Source organism: Kribbella sp. NBC_00482 (assembly GCF_036013725.1).
GTDB lineage: Bacteria > Actinomycetota > Actinomycetes > Propionibacteriales > Kribbellaceae > Kribbella.
In genome coordinates this window covers 6,443,892-6,462,626 of sequence record NZ_CP107881.1, presented here as the reverse complement: position 1 = coordinate 6,462,626, position 18,735 = coordinate 6,443,892, and the positions used below count along the sequence as shown (strand labels likewise).

18 protein-coding genes and 1 riboswitch are annotated in these 18,735 nt (G+C 68.4%); of the genes, 11 read left to right on the top strand and 7 right to left on the bottom strand.

The features are described from left to right. Positions 1–6: 6 nt before the first annotated feature. Positions 7–89: riboswitch (ZMP/ZTP riboswitch) on the top strand. 28 nt (positions 90–117) lie between these two features. After that, positions 118–1,566 (top strand): glycine hydroxymethyltransferase, encoded by a 1,449-nt coding sequence (locus OHB24_RS31385; RefSeq protein WP_327634476.1) that lies wholly within the window; start codon positions 118–120, stop codon positions 1,564–1,566. A 53-nt stretch (positions 1,567–1,619) separates the two neighbouring features. Here OHB24_RS31385 and OHB24_RS31380 read toward each other — a convergent pair whose 3' ends face one another. After that, the gene (locus OHB24_RS31380; protein ID WP_327634475.1) at positions 1,620–3,173 is read right to left on the bottom strand and encodes a DHA2 family efflux MFS transporter permease subunit; all 1,554 of its coding nucleotides are present in this window, start codon (positions 3,171–3,173) and stop codon (positions 1,620–1,622) included. Positions 3,174–3,235: 62 nt separating this feature from the next. Here OHB24_RS31380 and OHB24_RS31375 point away from each other — a divergent pair, with 62 nt between their 5' ends. After that, positions 3,236–3,706, top strand: a complete 471-nt coding sequence (locus tag OHB24_RS31375) for a GbsR/MarR family transcriptional regulator (protein WP_327634474.1) — start codon at positions 3,236–3,238, stop codon at positions 3,704–3,706. Beyond that, positions 3,703–4,755: a hypothetical protein gene (locus OHB24_RS31370; RefSeq protein ID WP_327634473.1), complete on the top strand. Its 1,053-nt coding sequence runs from the start codon at positions 3,703–3,705 to the stop codon at positions 4,753–4,755. The genes OHB24_RS31375 and OHB24_RS31370 overlap by 4 nt, the downstream gene beginning before the upstream one ends. A 34-nt stretch (positions 4,756–4,789) precedes the next feature. Here the strand turns inward: OHB24_RS31370 and OHB24_RS31365 are convergent, their stop codons facing one another. Further along, a complete protein-coding gene (locus OHB24_RS31365) occupies positions 4,790–5,386 on the bottom strand; it encodes a TetR/AcrR family transcriptional regulator (RefSeq protein WP_327634472.1) in 597 nt (198 codons plus the stop codon). 65 nt (positions 5,387–5,451) lie between these two features. Here OHB24_RS31365 and OHB24_RS31360 point away from each other — a divergent pair, with 65 nt between their 5' ends. Both OHB24_RS31360 and OHB24_RS31355 read left to right on the top strand, forming a co-directional pair. Further along, a complete protein-coding gene (locus OHB24_RS31360) occupies positions 5,452–6,477 on the top strand; it encodes a hypothetical protein (RefSeq protein ID WP_327634471.1) in 1,026 nt (341 codons plus the stop codon). Between the two features lie 81 nt (positions 6,478–6,558). After that, positions 6,559–6,903 carry a DUF1801 domain-containing protein gene (locus OHB24_RS31355; RefSeq protein ID WP_327634470.1) on the top strand — a complete coding sequence of 115 codons (345 nt, stop codon included), beginning with the start codon at positions 6,559–6,561 and terminating at the stop codon, positions 6,901–6,903. Positions 6,904–6,912: 9 nt separating this feature from the next. Here OHB24_RS31355 and OHB24_RS31350 read toward each other — a convergent pair whose 3' ends face one another. Together OHB24_RS31350 and OHB24_RS31345 are read right to left on the bottom strand one after the other, a co-directional pair. Next, positions 6,913–8,085 carry an amidase gene (locus tag OHB24_RS31350; RefSeq protein ID WP_327634469.1) on the bottom strand — a complete coding sequence of 391 codons (1,173 nt, stop codon included), beginning with the start codon at positions 8,083–8,085 and terminating at the stop codon, positions 6,913–6,915. Next, positions 8,082–8,726, bottom strand: a complete 645-nt coding sequence (locus tag OHB24_RS31345; RefSeq protein WP_327634468.1) for a hypothetical protein — start codon at positions 8,724–8,726, stop codon at positions 8,082–8,084. The genes OHB24_RS31350 and OHB24_RS31345 overlap by 4 nt, the downstream gene beginning before the upstream one ends. A 113-nt stretch (positions 8,727–8,839) precedes the next feature. On the opposite strand from OHB24_RS31345, the gene OHB24_RS31340 reads away from it, so the two are divergent. Beyond that, positions 8,840–9,139, top strand: coding sequence for a hypothetical protein (locus OHB24_RS31340; protein WP_202873642.1), 300 nt, complete (start codon positions 8,840–8,842; stop codon positions 9,137–9,139). A 4-nt stretch (positions 9,140–9,143) separates the two neighbouring features. On the opposite strand, the gene OHB24_RS31335 is transcribed toward OHB24_RS31340, so the two are convergent. From OHB24_RS31335 to OHB24_RS31325, 3 genes are all read right to left on the bottom strand, one after another. After that, the gene (locus OHB24_RS31335; protein ID WP_327634467.1) at positions 9,144–10,883 is read right to left on the bottom strand and encodes a glycoside hydrolase family 9 protein; all 1,740 of its coding nucleotides are present in this window, start codon (positions 10,881–10,883) and stop codon (positions 9,144–9,146) included. A 154-nt stretch (positions 10,884–11,037) separates the two neighbouring features. Then, entirely contained in the window at positions 11,038–12,231 is a 1,194-nt protein-coding gene (locus OHB24_RS31330; RefSeq protein ID WP_327634466.1) for an MFS transporter, read from the bottom strand. Next, complete coding sequence (locus OHB24_RS31325) at positions 12,228–12,797, bottom strand: ArsR/SmtB family transcription factor (protein ID WP_327634465.1); 570 nt, start codon at positions 12,795–12,797, stop codon at positions 12,228–12,230. Before OHB24_RS31325 ends, OHB24_RS31330 begins: the two co-directional genes overlap by 4 nt. Before the next feature lie 411 nt (positions 12,798–13,208). Between OHB24_RS31325 and OHB24_RS31320 the strand changes: the two genes are divergently transcribed. From OHB24_RS31320 to OHB24_RS31300, 5 genes are all read left to right on the top strand, one after another. Then, complete coding sequence (locus OHB24_RS31320; protein ID WP_327634464.1) at positions 13,209–14,897, top strand: nitrite/sulfite reductase; 1,689 nt, start codon at positions 13,209–13,211, stop codon at positions 14,895–14,897. 142 nt (positions 14,898–15,039) lie between these two features. Next, the gene (locus OHB24_RS31315; protein ID WP_327634463.1) at positions 15,040–15,726 is read left to right on the top strand and encodes a phosphoadenylyl-sulfate reductase; all 687 of its coding nucleotides are present in this window, start codon (positions 15,040–15,042) and stop codon (positions 15,724–15,726) included. Then, the gene (gene cysD / locus OHB24_RS31310) at positions 15,723–16,634 is read left to right on the top strand and encodes a sulfate adenylyltransferase subunit CysD (protein ID WP_327634462.1); all 912 of its coding nucleotides are present in this window, start codon (positions 15,723–15,725) and stop codon (positions 16,632–16,634) included. Before OHB24_RS31315 ends, cysD begins: the two co-directional genes overlap by 4 nt. Further along, entirely contained in the window at positions 16,634–17,917 is a 1,284-nt protein-coding gene (locus OHB24_RS31305; protein ID WP_327634461.1) for a sulfate adenylyltransferase subunit 1, read from the top strand. Before cysD ends, OHB24_RS31305 begins: the two co-directional genes overlap by 1 nt. Further along, the gene (locus tag OHB24_RS31300; protein ID WP_327634460.1) at positions 17,914–18,708 is read left to right on the top strand and encodes a sirohydrochlorin chelatase; all 795 of its coding nucleotides are present in this window, start codon (positions 17,914–17,916) and stop codon (positions 18,706–18,708) included. Before OHB24_RS31305 ends, OHB24_RS31300 begins: the two co-directional genes overlap by 4 nt. The last annotated feature ends 27 nt before the right edge of the window (positions 18,709–18,735 follow it).

Sequence of the window (18,735 nt, the reverse complement as noted above, 5' to 3'; positions counted from 1 at the left end):
TTTCTTTTGGGCAGTCGCGACTGGCGCGCTGAAGGTGGAGAACCACCGGGGAGCGAAACCCGTCGGCACCGTGCGCCTGGGTGCCTTCGACCCACTGCAACCGCAGGAGAGACAACGATGACTCAGTCCTACGACGCCGCCGCCGCGTCGGCCGCGTACAACAACGCGCTGCAGGTGATCGCTGCGGTGGAACCCACCATCGCCGGCGCGATCAAGGCCGAGCTCGCCGACCAGCGGTCCTCGCTGAAGCTGATCGCGAGCGAGAACTACGCCTCCCCCGCCACCCTGCTCACGATGGGCAACTGGCTGTCGGACAAGTACGCCGAGGGCACCATCGGGCACCGCTTCTACGCCGGCTGCCAGAACGTCGACACCGTCGAGCAGACCGCCGCCGACCACGCCAAGGCCCTGTTCAACGCGCCCCACGCCTACGTCCAGCCGCACTCCGGCATCGACGCGAACTTGGTCGCGTTCTGGGCGATCCTGGCGCAGCGGATCGAGTCCCCGGCGCTGGCCGAGGCGGGCGCGAAGCACGTCAACGACCTGACCGACGAGGACTGGACCAAGCTCCGCAAGGCGCTCGGCGACCAGAAGATGCTCGGGATGTCGCTGGACGCCGGCGGTCACCTGACCCACGGTTTCCGGCCGAACATCTCCGGCAAGATGTTCAACCAGCACTCGTACGGCACGGACCCGTCGACCGGGCTGCTCGACTACGACGAGGTCGCGCGTAAGGCGCGCGAGTTCAAGCCGCTGATCCTGATCGCCGGCTACTCCGCCTACCCGCGCAAGGTGAACTTCGCCAAGATGCGGGAGATCGCCGACGAGGTCGGGGCGACCCTGATGGTCGACATGGCGCACTTCGCCGGCCTGGTCGCGGGCAAGGTCTTCACCGGCGACTTCGACCCGGTCCCGCACGCGCACGTCACCACGACCACGACCCACAAGTCGCTGCGCGGCCCGCGCGGCGGCATGGTGCTCTGCCAGCCGGAGTACGCCGACGCCGTCGACCGCGGGTGCCCGATGGTTCTGGGCGGTCCGCTCAGCCAGACGATGGCCGCCAAGGCGGTCGCGCTGGCCGAGGCGCGGCAGCCCTCGTTCCAGGACTACGCGCAGTCCGTCGCCGACAACGCGGTCACGCTGGCCGAGGGCCTGATGAAGCGCGGCGTGAAGCTGGTGACGGACGGCACCGAGAACCACCTGGTGCTGCTGGACGTCTCGTCGTACGGCATCACCGGCCGGCAGGCCGAGTCGGCGCTGCTCGACGCGGGCATCGTCACCAACCGGAACGCCGTACCGCGCGACCCGAACGGCGCCTGGTACACGTCCGGCGTCCGGATCGGTACGCCGGCGCTCACCACGCGCGGCTTCGGCGGCGACGAGTTCGACCGGGTCGCGGGGCTGATCGTCGACGTGCTGTCCTCGACGACGCCGACCACGACCGCGGCCGGCGCTCCGTCCAAGGCGAAGTACGTCCTGGCCGACGGCGTCGCCGACAAGACCAAGGCCGCTTCGGCCGAGATGCTCGACAAGTTCCCGCTGTACCCGGGCCTCGTGCTCAGCTGACACACGTCGCAGCGCCCGCTCCTCGCTTCGGGGAGCGGGCGCTGTTCTGTTCGTCAGATGTCTTGCTTGACACCCATCAGGGCGTCCTGAGAGGGCTTCTCGGCTCGCGCAGGCATCAGGACGGCGGCGAGGATCGCGCCGGCGACGGCGATACCGGCCGAGACCCACATCGTGGTGTTGAGGCTGTGGATGAACGCGTCACGGACGTTGTCGAGCAGCTCCGGCGAACCGGCCTTCTCGGCGACCGCGAGCCCGCCTGCGAGGCTCTTCTCCACCGTGTCGGCCGCCTGCGCGGGCAACCCACCGGTGTCGACGTTGCTCCGGTAGACGGAGTTCAGCACGGTGCCGAGTACGGCGACGCCGACCGTCCCACCGACCTGCCGGAACGCCTGCAACAGGGCTGATCCGGTCCCGGCTCGCTCCGGGTCGAGCACGCCGAGGGCTGCGTTCATTGCCTGCGGCATCGAGCCTCCGAGGCCGAACCCGACCACCGCGAACCAGGTCGCGGTGTACCCGTACCCGGTCCCCAGCTCGGTGAAGGCACCGAGCACGAAACCGGCCGCCATCACCACGAACCCGGTCATCACCACGAGCCGCGTACCGGCCTTGGCCTCGACGGGCTCGGCCAGCTTCGCACCGACCGTCATACCGCCGATGAACGGCAGCAGCTTGAGACCGGTGTGCAGCGCGTCCGACCCGTTGATGCCCTGGAAGTACTGCGGCATCGTGAACAGCAACCCGAAGATCGCGAACACCGACACCGTCAGTATTACGGCGCCGCCCGTGAACACCCGCTCGCCGAACAACCGCAGCTCGATCAACGGTTCGCTGTTGCGCCGCTGCCACACGAGGAATCCGGCGATCAGTACGACGGCCAGCCCGAGGAACACGATCGTCACGGCGGCGCCCCACGACGCCTCCCCCGCCTTGGTCACGCCGTACACGAGGGCCGCGAGACCGGCGCTCGACAGGATCATGCCGAGCCAGTCGATCGCGGGGCGGTTCGCGCTCCGGCTCTCGGGAACGAGCAGCGTCACCGCCAGCGCTGCCAGGAACGCGATCGGGATGTTGATCACGAAGATCCACTGCCAGCCGGCGTGGTCGAGCAGCAGGCCGCCGACGATCGGGCCGAGCGGCATACCGATGCTGTTGGCAACGACGAAGAAGCCGATCGCCTTCTTCCGCTCCTCCGCGGTGCGGAACAGCACGGTGATCAGCGAGAGCGCGACCGGAACGATCATCGCCGCACCGATGCCGAGGAAGGCCCGGGCCGCGATCAGGGTCCCCGCCGAATCGGCCAACGCACAGGCCAGCGAGGCGGCGCCGAACAGCGTGAGCGCGATCGCGATGATCTTGCGCCGCCCGTACCGGTCACCGAGCAGACCGGCCGGCAGCAGCAGCGCCGCGAGTACGAGGTTGTAGCTGTTGGCCATCCACTGCAGCTGGCTGGTGGAGGCGTCGAGGTCTTTGGCCAGCGTCGGCAGTGCGACGTTGAGCACGGTCGTGTCCAGACCGAGGACGAGGACCGCGAGGCAGAGCGCGATGAGTACTCCGAAGCGGCGGGCGCCGGTCAGCGTCAGCCCTTCGGCGTCGGAGGTTGAGGTCATGGATACAAATTATCAGAAGATTGTTATAGTTGCGATAAATCAAATCACTGTAAGCTTCAACCATGGCGCAGGAACCGAGCCCGGAACAGATCAGCCAGTTCGTCGAGCGGTTCGCCGGCGTCCTGGCCAACAGCGGCGTCCCGACGATGTCCGCCCGGGTGATGGGCGCGATGCTGGTCAGCCCGACCGGCACGATGACCGCCGCCGAGCTGGCCGATGCCCTGAAGATCAGCCAGCCGGCCGTCTCCGGCGCGGTCCGCCAGCTGCTCCAGGTCTCGTTCATCACCCGCGAGCGCCTGCCCGGCTCTCGCAAGGATCACTACCGCATCCGCGAGGACGTTTTCGCCACGATCCTCGAGCGCCGCAACCAGGGGCTCGGCGAGTGGGAGTCGACCAGCCGCTCCGGCGCCGAACTCTTCGGCTTCGACACCCCCGTCGGCCAGCGCCTCACCGAAGCCGCCGACTTCTTCGCGTTCATCCACACCGACATGGACCAGATGATCAAGAGCTGGCGCACGGAACACCCGCGATGAACCGCCGCGAGGCCAAGCAGCTCGTCGGTACGGCGTGGTTGGACAGCGACTACCGAACCCAGTGGGAGACGCGCATCATGCGCCGGCGCGTCCCGCTCTACCGCGTCGGCATCGCCGCCCTGCGTGCGCTGAACGCCGTGACAGGCGGACCGAACCGGCCGTCGCTGAAGGTCACCCGGTGGAACCGGATCGGGCCGCACGGCGGCACCTTCGTGATGGACAAGCTCGAGACGATGACCGGCCGGACCGATCATCCGGTCACCTCGCGAGCCGAGCTGCGCGCCCGTACGTCGTTCGCGGCCCGGCTGGCGCGAGCCGTCTCCGCGGACGAGTGGCCGCAGATCATCTCCGAGTACGAACGACGCCGGCGGGGTGAACGACCGCAGTACCGGTATGTCGGGCATCGGCCGCTCAACGCGGTGTCGCACGCGCTGATGGACGAGGCATGGGTACGGGGCGAGCTGCCGACGGACCAGTTTCGGGCCTGGAACGTGCTGAAGGACGAGGACGAAGGGGCGTTCTACAGCGAGTTCTTCACCGACGGGGGCGCGCGGGGTTATCCCGGTGGTGAGACGAATCCGGGCTTCCGGCTGGGGCGGATCACGTTCGACGTCAGTTGGCGGGAGAAAGCGTCACTGGCGGGTGAGGTCCACGTACTCGGTCGCAGCCGGCTCCTCCGCGCGAAGGAGCTGGTCAAGTTCCTCCGCACGGAGCTTCGCGAAGCAGTCCGGCCGCCCGTAGCTTCGCCGGCGCAGGCACACGCGGCTCAGACCACCACGCGCGACGACGTCTACACCAAGCCAGTCGTCGCCGCGATCGCCGACTTCACCAAACCTGAGGCCCAGCGCTCCCCCACCGCCCGCGGCGAAACCACGCCCGATCGCAAGCGCGCCTCAGCCATCGACCTCGCCAACACCGTCGCCAAGGCACTCGCACCACCGCCAGGGCAACCTCGTCCGCCCCATGCGGCGCAACGATCTGCGCACCCACCGGTAGCCCGTCCGCCTGTCCCGCCGGAACACTCACCGCGGGATGCCCAGTCACGCTGAACACCCAGCACGGGTCGCCGCATGCTCGGGGCGATCAGCGGGTTCGTGGCTTCTCCTGGGGTACGAGAGTGTCAAGATGCGTCGCCAATATCGCTTGAAGCCTGTCGGCGGTGGCGACGGCCGGCCTGGTCGCGGCGTGGACGGCAAGACCGTCGAGTACGGCGTGGAGCCGGTCGGCCTCCCGCTCGACGTCCACCTGATCGCCGCCGATCTCGGCCACCCAGCGGCGGCACCCGGCCCGCAGCGCGTCGTAGCTTCTCTCGGCGCACTCGCGCAGTTCCGGGTCGACCAGTGCGCGCGCAGTGAACGCGAGCCAGACGGCGTTCTCCTCCTGGCGCTCCTTGTCGAGGGGCAACAACTCGACGAGGAACCGCTCCGCGGTCGTGCGCGGGTCGCCGGTCGGGTCCAGAGCCTCGAGACGGCGCTCGATGCGCTCGACGACCTGGTTCATCGCGAAGACCAGTAGTTCGGCCTGCGTGCTGAACAGGTGGCGCAACGAGCCGTTGGACAACCCGGCTTCGCGGGCAACGTTGCGGACCGACGCGTGCTCGAGCCCGTCACGAAGGATCACCCGCCAGGCCGCCTCCGCGAGGTGCTGACGTCGCTCACCGGAATCGATGATCTTCGGCATAGCTTTTTATAGCACAGCTGTACTAGAGTCCTCCGATTAGTACACCTGTACCACCAAGGAGCCTGATGCCGACCACAGCTACGCCACCGCACGCCTCGAGCTCGCTTCGCCGCTTGGCCGGCCAGCGAAGCGTCCGGATCACCGCCGCCGTCTGGCTGGCCGCCAACGTCGCGGTTCTGCTCGTCGCGGGTGAGACGCTGCCGTTCGGCTGGCCCGGCGTGCCCGGTTCCACGGTCGACCACGTGGTGAACACCAACATCGGGATGCTGGGGATCTTCGGATTGATGGCCGTGACCTGCCTGCTGACCAGACACCGCGTCCGGCCTGATCTCGCCGCCCGAGCCCCGGACGCGGCATCCGCGCGTCGCGAGACCGTTCTTCTGCTCGCTTACGGCGCGCTCGGCCTCGGTCTCGGGTTCGCCCTCGCCCGACTGTTCGGCTGGCACCCCTTCGGCCTGCACCTGGCCGGCTCGATCTTCGGTACCCACGACCATGTCGCACCGGTCGAGGCACTGACGTGGGCGGGATACAACGTCGTGGTGTACGCAGTACTGCCACTGGCGTACTTTCGCCGCAAGTACTCGGCACAGCAGTTGAACCTTGTGTCCAGTGATCGGCGGAGCGACACCCGGGTCATTGCCGTGGTGTTGCTCATCGAGTCGGCAATCCAGTTCGCGACACTGACGACGGTGTTCGGGCGACTGTCCACCGGGCAGTACCTCGTCGGTCTGCCCCTCACGTTCGTGCTCTACCTTGCCGGGGCCGTCCTGCCGGCGATGATCTTCGTCTACTGCATCCTGGTGCCCCGGTTCCTGAAACTGACCGGTTCGACCGCGACGACAGTCGTTCTCGGCGGCATCACCTACACACTCCTGCACCTGTGGGACGCGTGGACGGTGCTCACCTCGCCCGCCAACTGGCTCCTCTCGATCATCTTCCTGTTCTTCACCTATTTCGGCCCAGGAATGATGAAAACGATGCTGACCGTGCGTACCGGCAACGCGTGGACGCATGTGTGGGCCTATCACGCCGTCGCGCCGCACACCCTCATCGATGCGCCACATGTCGTAGAGATCTTCCGGGTGCGATGACGACCTCCGATCGCATCACACACTCACGGCCGGTCAGATCCGGTCGCTCAGACCACGAAGCTCAAGAACTAGAGGAGGATCATGGACGACGACGTGACCAGATACATCGACAAGGGTCACCCTTGGCAGATCGAGGTCTGCGAGAAAATACGTGAGCTCGTGCGTCAGGCGATTCCTGACGTCGAGGAGAAGTTGGAGTACGGCAAGCCGCACTTCCTCAAGAACGACAAACACGCTGCCGTTCTCCATGTGGCCAAGAACAAGGTCTCCTTCATGGTGTTCAACGCCGCACAGGTCGAGGCTGTCAAAGGGGTGCTGAGGCCCCTGGGCAACGGCGATCGCAAGGCCGTGGACATCGCCGAGAACCAGGACGTGGACTACGGACTGCTCGCCGCTGTCGTCGCCAGGACCAGCAGCACCCTCTAGGCTCCGACGCTAGCAGTGGACTCGCGGCGCTGGCAGCTCCGCACGGAGCCGACGGGCGACGGCCAAGGCGACGTCGTCGGCTCCGTGTGGCGCGATGACCTGAAGGCCGACCGGCAGTCCGTCGGACAAGCCGGCCGGGACGCTCACGGCCCCGTGACCCGTCACGTTGAAGACCCAGCAGGGGTCCCCGGTCACGATGGTCTCCTCGTGCTGGTCGTAGCCGTGGGCAACGGTCAGGGTGGTGGGGGTGACCAACGCGTCCACCTCCGCGAACAGGTCGGCCAGCGCGGTGTTGTTGTGGTCGCGGACCAGTCGGGCCCGATTGGCCGCGGCTGCCTCGGCACCACGCCCGTTGTCCAACCCGGACAACACTGGCCACGCCTCGGCCGTCGGCTCCAGCTCCAGGGGTACGTCGGCCAGCTCGACATCAGCCGCCGCCAGCCGATCCCGCAGGACGCGATCCACATCGTCGTCAGCCGGGCAGGATCCGAGTGTCGAGCGGTAGGCCACTCGCCACCGCCGATCACTCACCGAGGGGACCGGCCAGTGGGGTAGGGATGTGGAGTCCAGGCGGTGGGGGCCGCTGGCGATGCTGGTGGCGAGGATGACGTCGTCGAGGTCTGCGCCGATCACGCCGGCTGTGGTCAGCCCGCCGAGGGCGCGGCCGCCCGGGCGTGGGACGCGGCCGTAGGTGCCCTTGAACCCGACGATCCCGCAGAACGATGCCGGGATCCGCAACGACCCGCCACTGTCGCCACCGGTCGCCAGCGGTACGACGCCCGCCGCGACGGCCGCCGCACCTCCCGCGGTCGACCCGCCGGGCGACTGCTCCAGGTCCCACGGATTCCGCGTGTACTCCCGCCCGTTCCACCCGAACGTCAGCGACACCGCACCCGGCCGCGCCCGCGTCGCCCACCCGATCGGGACCGCGCCGGCAGCGATCAGCCGGGTCAGGAGCGGCGACTCAGGCGGCGTACGCGCCTTGATCAGGAACGGTACGCCGGCCAACGGCCCGCTCGGATCCACCCGCTCGGCAGCACGGCGCGCCCCGTCGGCGTCCAGTTCGTCCAGGAAGTGCAGCACCGGATCGAGTTCCCGGGCCGCCTGGAGAGCGCGCTCCACGATCTCCAGCGCAGACACAGCCCCCGACCGCACCTGCTCAGCAACAGCCCGAGCAGTCATTCGGCGACGAGGGTGTAGGCGAAGGCGAGGCGGCGGTCGAGCCACTCCGCTTTGATCGTGACCGACTTGGTTGCTTCGGACAACATGACGACGTCGTCGCCGGCCCGCCACTCGAGGACGCGCTCCTTGGTCGGCTGGTCGCCGCCCTCGGCGCCGAAACCTGTGAGCGCGTCCAGCACCCCGGTGAAGAGCCGCCCGGCGGCCTTCTCGGCGAGCTGTTTCGCGTCGCCGCTCAACCACTCGGTCCGCCCGATCACGTCCACCTGACCCGGCTGCTCGATGCGCCAGTTCGGACGGAGCAACGGCCGACTCGAAGGGATCCGGATGATGGTCCCGACCGTCGCTCCGCCGGCGTCCTGCACGACGAACTCGTGGCCCCCACGTTGATCCACCGAGCAGAGCACCTGCGTCGCTTCGGGATCACGGAACAGGGCCAGGCCGGCGGTCCCGACGTACGCACAAGGCGCGAAGACCCGATCGTCCTTGGACCCCTGCGGGACCCGGATCGCCTTCGCGCCCCAGCCGATCCGGTTCCGCTTGCGGGTCGCCGGGCGTTCGACCGTACCGAGGGTGAACTCCCGGACGCCTTCCCAGGCGACCTGAGCCACCGGCGCCTCCGGTTTCGACTTGCCGAACGCCATCCAGGCCTCCTCCTGTGAGTGGTCACCGGATCAGAGCGTAAGTGGTGTTTCGGGGTCGCACACAGTAGAAAAGGCCCATGTCTGAACACCAGCCGCCCCCGCACCCGCCTCACATGCCGGGTGGGCCCGCGGCGTACGCGCCACCGCAAGTCCGGGTGATCAGCGCCGGCTACCGGCGGTGGGCCAGGATTCTCATCGGGCTGGCGATCGCCCTCGCGGTCCTCATGGTGGTTGCCCTCGTGGCGAGCTTTGTCCTCCTTGCAGTGGCGGACGCGGACGTGGACAACGCCGCCTATGGTTACCTGGCCATCTTTCTCTGGTTCGGGATCTTCGCCGCGATCCCGTTCCTGCTCGGGCTCGGCATCCCCGGTGTGGTCATGACGCGGCGTGTGCGGCAGCAGCGGACCACCTGAGCTGTCACCGAGTCAGGGCGTAGACGGCGATCGCGGCGAAGTCGTCGGCCGGTTCCGAGGCCTGCCACGAGCGCACGTCGTCGACGTACCGCGAGCCGTGGCCGGTGAACTCGGCGTACCGATCGACACCGTCGGCCGGGCACGGGTTCATCCCGTCGAGGTGATCCCCGAGCCCTTCCTCGAACAACGACGCCGAGTTCGGCCCGTTGACGACCGCGCCGGTGAGCTCGCGACCGGTGATGTTCGCGATCTGGTGGTGCGGGCACCGCTCCGCGTTCCGGCCGACGCCGACCATGAACGAGACGCCCCACGCGTTCGCCCCGAAGTTCCAATCGAGCTGCTGCTGCCCGAAGGCGTCGTACCGCCGGTCGCCGGTCACCTTCCGGTACAGCCGCGCTGTCGCGGCCAGCCCGAAGGCATGCGGTACGGCGTCGAAGTTGTCGTACTGCGCTCCCGCCCGGAACGGATCGGCCGCAGCCCGCGATGCCCCGATCTCCAACTGCGCCCGCAGATCGCCGACCAGCTTGGAAACCAACGGCCGATCCGTCCGCGCCGCCCGGATCAGATCCGCATGAGCCAGGGCGCTCACGTCGTACAGGTTGAGCGTGTCGCCGCCCGCCTCGTGTTCGATGTACTGCGTCGCCCAATACCCCGCCTGCTTCAGCCAGGACCCGGCGCGCCGATCGCCCAGTCGCCGAGCGGCCAGAGCGAGCTCGGTCGCACCCAGCTCGAGGTCGTCCCGCCACGCCGTCTCCGGGTAGAACGCGAACGGCAGCGAGGTCACCAGCTGGCCGACGTTCGTCGTTTGAGCCTGCCGATAGATCTGAGCCGCCGTTTCGAGATGCCGGCGAGCTGCCGCGCGGTCCGGCTCGACCTGAGCGGCGAGCGCGAACGCCGCCGCCGTACGACCGGCCAGGTTCGGGCTGATCGGCTTGCCCGGCGCTGCGGCCCGGAAGACCGGGCGGTTCCGCAGGAAGCGTGCGGACGGATCGGTGAGGGTGTCGTCGACGCCGGGCAGCCGCCAGATGTCGTGGTCGCCGATGAACGTCTCCTCGGCGTTCCCGGCCCCGACGCCGACCTGGATGTAGAGCGTCCGGGTCCGTTCGTCCCACATCTTGTCCAGCCAGTCCAGCCCGTGCCGCGCCTCCGCCAGCACCTTCCGGTCCGGCTGCCGAGCATCCCGTGCCGATGCCCACAGCAACGATTCCGAGTACGCCGCGATGTGCGTGAACTTGAGGTAGTCGCCGGCGTCGTACCACCCACCGGTGACATCGACCGGCCCACCGAGCTGCTGCAGCTCACCGACCGTCTGGTCGGTATCCGGATCCACAAACTCAGGGATCTCGTAGACCAGCGCCCGGGCGTCATTGCGGTGCGCGGTGTCGCGCTGAGCCGTGAAGAAGTTGATCGCCTTGTCCTTCGCACCGGTCAGAAGCCGGTCCGACGACGCCCGTACGTCGAAGCTCGCGGCGGCCATGCCGGGGACCTCGAGACGGTAGCTCCCCGGGATCTTCAGCGCGGACAGATCCAGCTGATAGACGTGCCGGTACGTCGCGTTCCACTCCCCCGCGTCATCGCCGACCCGCCCGCTCAGCACGCGCCGGCCATGCCGATCCACGACCTGATAGCGCACTCCCGTCGCGGCGTCGTGAGTCATCACGTACGCCGCCTTGCTGTCGAAGGCGCCGTACCCGAGCTGGTTCACCCGTACAGCCCCACCCGCGACACCGTCCGCTGCACTCACCGGACCCACCAGACCAACCACCAGACCCGCTGCCAGAACCACCGCTCCGACTCGTCGCCACGACCTCACGATTGTCTCCCTCCACCCAATCGTTAGGAAAGTTTCCTATTACTCGGACGGACGGTAGCGCACCGAACCTGCCGGAGTACAGACCTCAGCGATCGACCCGGACTGCCGCCCACAGCACCAGCGCCGCGAACAGGACGGCGACCAGCACGCACGCGACCGGAATGCTCGCCAGGCTGATCAGCGCCCCGAAGCCGACCATCGCGAGCGGCATCATCGCCTCGTCGGACAGATTCACAATGCTGAAACTGCGACCCAGGTACGTCGGGTCCACGCTCTGCTGGAACGCCGCGGACAGCTGCGCCGACGCGATCCCCGCCGTACAGCCGATCATCGCCATCGCGACGAAGACACCGAGCTTCGGCATCAGGCCGATCATCGCGCAACCGGCCGCCTGGACGACCAGCGCCAGCAGACCGGATCGCGCGAGGTCGGCCGGCTTCCACCGCATCGCAACCAGCGCGCCCGCTGCGGCCGCTACCCCGGAGCACGCCTGGAACCATCCGTACCAGGCCGAGCCCCACCCGGCGGAGTGGGTGCGTTGCACGAGGCCGACGGCGAGGATCGGGCCGACGCACAGATTCAGCCCCGAGAACGCGATCACCAGCGTCCGGGCACGGACGTCCCGCTTGAGGTACGCGAACCCGTCACGCAGGTCGGCGCGGATCGAGTGGCCCGTGGAGACGGGCTGCGGGAGCCGCGGCTTGACCAGGAACGCCAGCGCCACCGCGATCACCACGAACGACACCGCGTCGACGATCATCACGGTGATCAGGCCGCCGTGTGCGACCAGCAGACCGCCGAGCGGAGCACCCCCGAAGACCGCGAGCCGCTGCGCCAGTTGGGTGCCGGCCGACAGTTTGACGAGGTCTTCCGACTGAACCATCCGCCGCGGCAGCGTTCCGGACGCCGGCGCGTAGAGCGCGTCGACCGCGCCGAACACGACCGCGACGGTCGCTAGCAGTGCTAGCGAAAGTCCCCAGATCGCGACGGCCGACGCGGCCACGGCGAGTACGACGATCCGCGCGAGGTTGGCGAGGATCATCGTCCGGCGCCCGTCGAAACGGTCCGCGAGCGCACCGCCGTACAGCAGGATGAGCGCCTTCGGCAGCGCGCCGATCCCCATCACCAGACCCGCGCCGGCCGGGCTCGTGACCTGTGCGGCGCTCCAGGCGAGTCCGACGTACCAGGCCATGTCGCCGGCCTGCGACACCGCGGCCGACGCGATCCATCCGTGCACCCGACGGTCTCTCCGGAGCGGCGGGAAGACCTCGGTGGTCATGGGCGTGCAGGAATGGCGTGCGCGAAGAAGAAGACGCGGTGCGCGTCCTCACCCTCGGCCGGGAGCTCGGAGTACGAGCGGACCAGATCCTCGATCCGCTCACTCAGCTCGGTGAGCTGATCGGGCGTCAATGTGAGCCATCTCTCGGTCGCGTACGCCGCCCGCACCCAGGGCTCCTCGAACTCGTACCGCATGTCGAACCACTGCCGCACCTTGCCGACGTGATGGGCCAGGTTCGCGTCCTCGGCGGTGGCCGCGACCAACTCGGCCGCCGGGTCCCCCTGCGCGTCCGCGATCGACCACGAGTACTCCGAGGTGTCGCCGAGCTTCCACCACCGCTCGCGGCGGTTCTTGGCCAGCTCCGGAGCTTCGACGATCACGCCCGCGGACGCGAGAACCTTCAGGTGATGGCTGACATTGCCGACAAGTTCTCCGGTGGACCCGGCCAGCCGGGACGCGGTCGCCGGACCGTCGATGTGGATCAGGTCGAGCAGCCGGCGGCGCAGCGGGTGGTGCATGGCGGCGAGCACGGACGGCGTCACCGTCCGGCGGTTCGGAGGCGTCATGGAGAGCACCGTAACTTCCACAAGAACTCTTGCACAAGATTTCTTGTACGACGTGTTCGACGCCGGAATCAATCTCCATCAGACTGGTAGAGATAGCCATATCGTGAGATCGGATCTCAAGATGTAGGAATGGGAGTTGATTTGTCAGCGGTTCGAGCTGACGCTTGTGGACATGCTCGCTGCGTTCACCACCCACCTCGTAGGTCGGCTCCATGTCGACCTCGGGCGGATGCGCAGTGCCATCTGTTGTCCTTCGATGTTCTGACAGCCACCCTGCCAGGGCCAACGACGGCCCCCTGATCACCCCCGATCACCGCTGGGTGCGCACCGCGCGGAACGCATCGAACCGACGACGCTTCGATCCTGCCGCCCTCGGTGAGCACCTGTCACGAGGACAAGGACACGCCCCAGATGACTGCCGGCGTCACCTCCCCCGCCCGCAAACCCGCCCGCCCCCGTAAGGGCAAGGGCGAAGGTCAGTGGGCGCTCGGATACCGCGAGCCGCTGAACAAGAACGAAGAGAACAAGAAGAACGACGACGGCCTGAACGTCCGGGCGCGGATCGAGAACGTCTACGCGCACCGCGGCTTCGACTCGATCGACCCGGCCGACCTGCGCGGCCGCTTCCGCTGGTGGGGTCTGTACACCCAGCGCAAGCCCGGGATCGACGGCGGCAAGACCGCGACGCTGGAGCCGGAGGAGCTGGACGACCGCTACTTCATGCTGCGGGTCCGGATCGAGGGCGGCCAGCTGACCGCCGAGCAGTTGCGGGTGATCGCCGACATCTCCACGACGTACGCGCGCGACACCGCGGACATCACCGACCGGCAGAACATCCAGCTGCACTGGATCCGGATCGAGGACGTGCCGGCGATCTGGCAGCAGCTGGAGTCGGTCGGGCTCTACACGACCGAGGCGTGCGGCGACGTACCGCGGGTCGTCATCGCGAGCCCGGTCGCGGGCATCGCGGCGGACGAGATCATCGACCCGACGCCGGCCATCGACGAGATCGTCTCGAAGTACATCGGCTCGGACGAGTTCTCCAACCTGCCGCGGAAGTTCAAGACCGCGCTCACCGGGCACCCGTCGCACGACGTCGTACCGGAGGTCAACGACATCGCGTTCGTCGGTGTCGTGCACCCGGAGCACGGCCCGGGCTTCGACCTGTGGGTCGGCGGCGGCCTGTCGACGAACCCGATGCTCGCGCAGCGGCTGGGCACCTGGATCCCGCTGGACGAGGTCGCCGAAGCCTGGTGGGGGGTCACCAGCATCTTCCGCGACTACGGCTACCGCCGGCTGCGGACCCGGGCCCGGCTGAAGTTCCTGCTGGCGGACTGGGGCGTCGAGAAGTTCCGCGAGGTCCTCGAGGACAAGTACCTCAAGCGGAAGCTGATCGACGGACCGGCGCCCGAGGTCCCCGCGATCCAGGGTGACCACGTCGGCGTCCACAAGCAGAACGACGGCAAGTACTTCGTCGGCGTCGCGCCGGTCGTCGGCCGGGTCTCCGGTACATCGCTCGCGCAGGTCGCCGACGTGGTCGCGCGGCACGGGTCGGACCGGATCCGGACCACCGCCCAGCAGAAGCTGCTGGTGCTGGACGTCGAGGAGTCGCAGGTCGAGTCGCTGGTCGCCGAGCTGGACGCGCTCGGGTACCAGGCGAACCCGTCGGCGTGGCGGCGGAACACGATGGCCTGCACCGGCATCGAGTTCTGCAAGCTGGCGATCGTCGAGACCAAGGCGAAGGCGGCGCAGCTGATCAACGAGCTCGAGGAGCGGATCCCCGAACTCGACGTACCGATCACCGTGAACGTCAACGGCTGCCCGAACTCGTGCGCCCGGATCCAGGTCGCGGACATCGGACTGAAGGGCCAGCTGGTACTGGATGCCGACGGCAAGCAGGTGCCCGGCTACCAGGTGCACCTCGGCGGCGGCCTCGGGCTGGACGCCGGGTTCGGCCGGAAGCTGCGCGGTCACAAGGTCACGGCGGACGGGCTCACCGACTACGTGGAACGTGTCACCCAGAACTACCTGAAGGAGCGCAACGAGGGCGAGCGCTTCGCCCAGTGGGTCACCCGAGCGGACCAGGAGGCACTTCAGTGAGCGAACGTGCGGCACCGATGTATTGCCCCTACTGCGGGGACGAGGACCTTCGTCCTTCTGAAGAGGGCCATGGTGCGTGGGAGTGCCGGCCGTGTACACGGGTGTTCCAGCTGAAGATGATCGGGTTGCGGGTGACGGTGGAATGAGTACGGATCTGAAGACGATCGCCGAGGAGGCGAACGAACGTCTCGCCGACGCGTCGGCGGTGGAGGTGCTCGCGTGGGCGCGGGAGACCTTCGGTGACGAACTGGTGGTGACCGCCTCGATGGCCGACGGCGCACTCCCCCATCTCGCGGCCGCCGCGGCGCCCGGGGTCGACGTACTGTTCCTCGACACCGGCTACCACTTCGCCGAGACGATCGGGACCCGGGACGCGGTCGCCGCGATGCTGCCGATCCACCTGATCAACGCCTTGCCGAAGCAGACGGTCGCCGAGCAGGACGCGGAGTACGGCGAGAAACTGCACGACCGCGACCCGAACAAGTGCTGCGCGATGCGCAAGGTCGAGCCGCTGAACCGGTACCTGTCCGGCTACAAGGCCTGGGTCACCGGCATCCGCCGCGAGGAGGCGCCGACCCGCGCCAACACGCCGGTCGTCGAGTACGACGAGAAGCGCGACATGGTGAAGCTCAACCCGATCGCGCCGTGGACGCAGGAGGACCTGGACAGCTACATCCAGGACAACGGCGTACTCGTGAACCTGCTGCAGTACGACGGCTACCCGTCGATCGGTTGCGAGCCGTGCACGCAGCAGGTCGCGCCCGGTGAGGACCCGCGCAGCGGCCGCTGGGCGGGCACCGGCAAGGTCGAATGCGGGTTGCACACGTGACCGCGCCAGTGATCAACACAGTCACAGAGCTGGATGCTCTGGAAAGCGAATCGATCTTCGTGTTCCGCGAGGTCGCGGCGGAGTTCGAGCGGCCGGTGATCCTGTTCTCCGGCGGCAAGGACTCGATCGTGATGCTGCACCTGGCCCGGAAGGCATTCTCGCCGGCCGGCGTGCCGTTCACGTTGCTGCACGTCGACACCGGCCACAACTTCCCCGAAGTACTGGCCTATCGCGACGCGGTCGTCGAGCAGCTCGGGCTGAAGCTCGAGGTGGCGAAGGTCGAGGACTACATCGCCGACGGCCGGCTGCGCGAGCGCACCGACGGGACCCGGAACCAGCTGCAGACCGTACCGTTGCTCGACGCAATCAACGCGCACCGCTTCGACGCCGTCTTCGGCGGCGGCCGGCGTGACGAGGAGCGCGCCCGGGCGAAGGAGCGGATCTTCAGCCTGCGGGACGAGTTCGGTCAGTGGGACCCGCGCAACCAGCGCCCGGAGCTGTGGTCGCTGTACAACGGGCGGCACCGGCCGGGTGAGCACGTGCGGGTGTTCCCGCTGTCCAACTGGACCGAGCTGGACGTGTGGAACTACATCGAGCGCGAGCAGATCCCGCTGCCTTCGATCTACTACGCCCACGAGCGGGACGTGTTCGAACGCGACGGCATGCTGCTTGCCGTCGGCCCCTACTCGCAGCCTCGCTCCGGTGAAGAGGTGGACCGCCGCCTGGTGCGCTATCGGACCGTGGGCGATATGTCCTGCACGGGTGCGGTTGCATCGACAGCTGTAAGCCCGGCCGAGGTCGTCATCGAGGTCGCGGCCAGCGAGATCACCGAGCGGGGCGCGACCCGCGCCGACGACCGGGCCAGCGAGGCCGCGATGGAAGACCGCAAACGAGAGGGGTACTTCTGATGAGCACCCTGTTGCGTCTGGCAACGGCCGGATCGGTGGACGACGGCAAGTCGACGCTGGTCGGGCGGCTGCTGCACGACTGCAAGGCGATCCTCGCCGACCAGATCGCGCACGTGAAGACGGTCTCCGAAGCCCGCGGCGGTGACTTCGACTTCGCACTGCTCACCGACGGTCTGCGAGCCGAACGCGAGCAGGGCATCACGATCGACGTCGCCTACCGGTACTTCGCCACCGACAAGCGCTCGTTCATCCTGGCCGACTGCCCCGGGCACGTGCAGTACACACGGAACACGGTCACGGGCGCATCGACGGCGGACGTGGTGATCATCCTGGTCGACGCCCGCCACGGCGTACTCGAGCAGACGCGGCGGCACCTCGCCGTCGCCGGTCTGCTCCGGGTGCCGCACGTCGTACTCGCGGTGAACAAGATCGACCTGGTCGGCTACGACGAGGCCGGGTTCACCAAGATCGCCGAGGACGTCAACGAGGTCGCCGACCAACTCGGCATCGCGGACATCCAAGCCATCCCGGTCTCGGCCCTCGCCGGCGACAACGTCGTCGAACACTCCACCCGGACCCCGTGGTACGACGGACCGACACTGCTCGAGTTCCTGGAGAACGCGAACGGGCGGATCGACAACTCTGCGCAGCCGCTGCGGTTCCCGGTGCAGTACGTGATCCGCCCGCAGACCGACGAGTACCGCGACTACCGCGGCTACACCGGAACCGTTGCCTCCGGCACCGTCACGGTCGGCGACCCGGTGATCGTGCTGCCGGCGGGACGCCGTACGTCGATCGCCGGCATCGACCGGCCGGTCGTCACCGCCACCAGCACCGCGGTCGTCGAACGGCCGTCCGCGATCGCCGGTGAAGCCGTCACGGTCCGGCTCGCCGACGACATCGACGTCGCCCGCGGCTCGGTGATCGTCGCCGCCGAGCACTCCCCCGGCACCCGCCGGGAACTGGCGGCCACCATCAGCTGGCTGGCCGACCGGCCACTGACCGTCGGGGCCCGGGTGCTGATCAAGCACACCACCACCACCGCGCAGGCGATCGTCACCAAGATCACCGGCGCGCTGGACCTCGACACGCTCGGAGTCATCGACGCCACCGAGCTCGACCTGAACGACATCGGCAAGGTGCAGCTCAAGATCGCCGCACCGCTGGCCGCCGACCCGTACTCCAGCAACGCCATCACCGGTTCGTTCCTGCTCATCGACGCCCACGACGGGTGGACGCTCGCGGCCGGAATGATCGACGACGAAGAAGGGGAACTGCTGTGACTGCTCCAGCGCTCGTGATCCTCGCCCACGGCAGCCGCGATCCGCGTTCGGCCGCCACCGTCCACTCGCTCGTGAAGTGCCTGCGCGAGATGCGTGACGACCTGCGGATCGAAGCCTCCTTCCTCGACCACTGCCCGCCGACGCCGTACCAGGTGATCGGCAAGCTCGCCGCCGAGGGCGTCGAGGAGGTCGTCGTCCTGCCGCTGCTGCTGTCGGCCGCGTACCACGCGCGGATCGACGTACCGGCCGTCCTCGACGAGGCGCAGAGCCGGTTCCCGAACCTGCGGATCATCGCGTCCGACGTGCTCGGGTTCGACGACACGCTGCTCGACGTACTCGACCGCCGGATGCGCGCCGAGCTGAAGGGCGGCCGGGTGCGTGAGCTGGACGCGCTGGTGCTCGCGGCCGCCGGTTCGAGCGACTCGCACGCGAACGCGAGCGTCACCCGCCTCGCGCGGTTGTGGGGCCAGCGTCACCGGCTCCCCGTCACCGCCGCGTTCGTCTGCGCCGCCTCGCCGTCACCGGCCGAGGCCGTACTCCAGTGGCGCCTGGAGGGCCGCCGCCACGTCGCGGTCGGCTCCCTCTTCCTCGCCCCCGGCGTACTCCCCGACCGAGCCGAAACCACGTCCCGCCGCGCCGGCGCGGTCGCAGTCTCGGCCCCCCTCGGCGTCAGCACGGAGGTAGCCCGCCTGGTCCTCCTCCGCTACGGCGTAGCCGGCCTCGACCTCCTAACCCTCGACCCGGCCCCCCGCCCAGTCATCGCCCGCCCCGAGTTGGTGCGTACGGCCTGAACCTCCCCGCAGGCAGAACCCTCTGTT

Coding starts and splice junctions, on each gene's coding strand:
- OHB24_RS31360 (WP_327634471.1), top strand. CDS start 5,452: ATGCCGACCACAGCTACGCCACCGCACGCCTCGAGCTCGCTTCGCCGC.
- OHB24_RS31345 (WP_327634468.1), bottom strand. CDS start 8,726: ATGGCGTTCGGCAAGTCGAAACCGGAGGCGCCGGTGGCTCAGGTCGCC.
- OHB24_RS31350 (WP_327634469.1), bottom strand. CDS start 8,085: ATGACTGCTCGGGCTGTTGCTGAGCAGGTGCGGTCGGGGGCTGTGTCT.
- OHB24_RS31315 (WP_327634463.1), top strand. CDS start 15,040: ATGAGTACGGATCTGAAGACGATCGCCGAGGAGGCGAACGAACGTCTC.
- OHB24_RS31355 (WP_327634470.1), top strand. CDS start 6,559: ATGGACGACGACGTGACCAGATACATCGACAAGGGTCACCCTTGGCAG.
- OHB24_RS31380 (WP_327634475.1), bottom strand. CDS start 3,173: ATGACCTCAACCTCCGACGCCGAAGGGCTGACGCTGACCGGCGCCCGC.
- OHB24_RS31370 (WP_327634473.1), top strand. CDS start 3,703: ATGAACCGCCGCGAGGCCAAGCAGCTCGTCGGTACGGCGTGGTTGGAC.
- OHB24_RS31365 (WP_327634472.1), bottom strand. CDS start 5,386: ATGCCGAAGATCATCGATTCCGGTGAGCGACGTCAGCACCTCGCGGAG.
- OHB24_RS31375 (WP_327634474.1), top strand. CDS start 3,236: ATGGCGCAGGAACCGAGCCCGGAACAGATCAGCCAGTTCGTCGAGCGG.
- OHB24_RS31385 (WP_327634476.1), top strand. CDS start 118: ATGACTCAGTCCTACGACGCCGCCGCCGCGTCGGCCGCGTACAACAAC.
- OHB24_RS31305 (WP_327634461.1), top strand. CDS start 16,634: ATGAGCACCCTGTTGCGTCTGGCAACGGCCGGATCGGTGGACGACGGC.
- OHB24_RS31330 (WP_327634466.1), bottom strand. CDS start 12,231: ATGACCACCGAGGTCTTCCCGCCGCTCCGGAGAGACCGTCGGGTGCAC.
- OHB24_RS31320 (WP_327634464.1), top strand. CDS start 13,209: ATGACTGCCGGCGTCACCTCCCCCGCCCGCAAACCCGCCCGCCCCCGT.
- OHB24_RS31340 (WP_202873642.1), top strand. CDS start 8,840: ATGCCGGGTGGGCCCGCGGCGTACGCGCCACCGCAAGTCCGGGTGATC.
- OHB24_RS31325 (WP_327634465.1), bottom strand. CDS start 12,797: ATGACGCCTCCGAACCGCCGGACGGTGACGCCGTCCGTGCTCGCCGCC.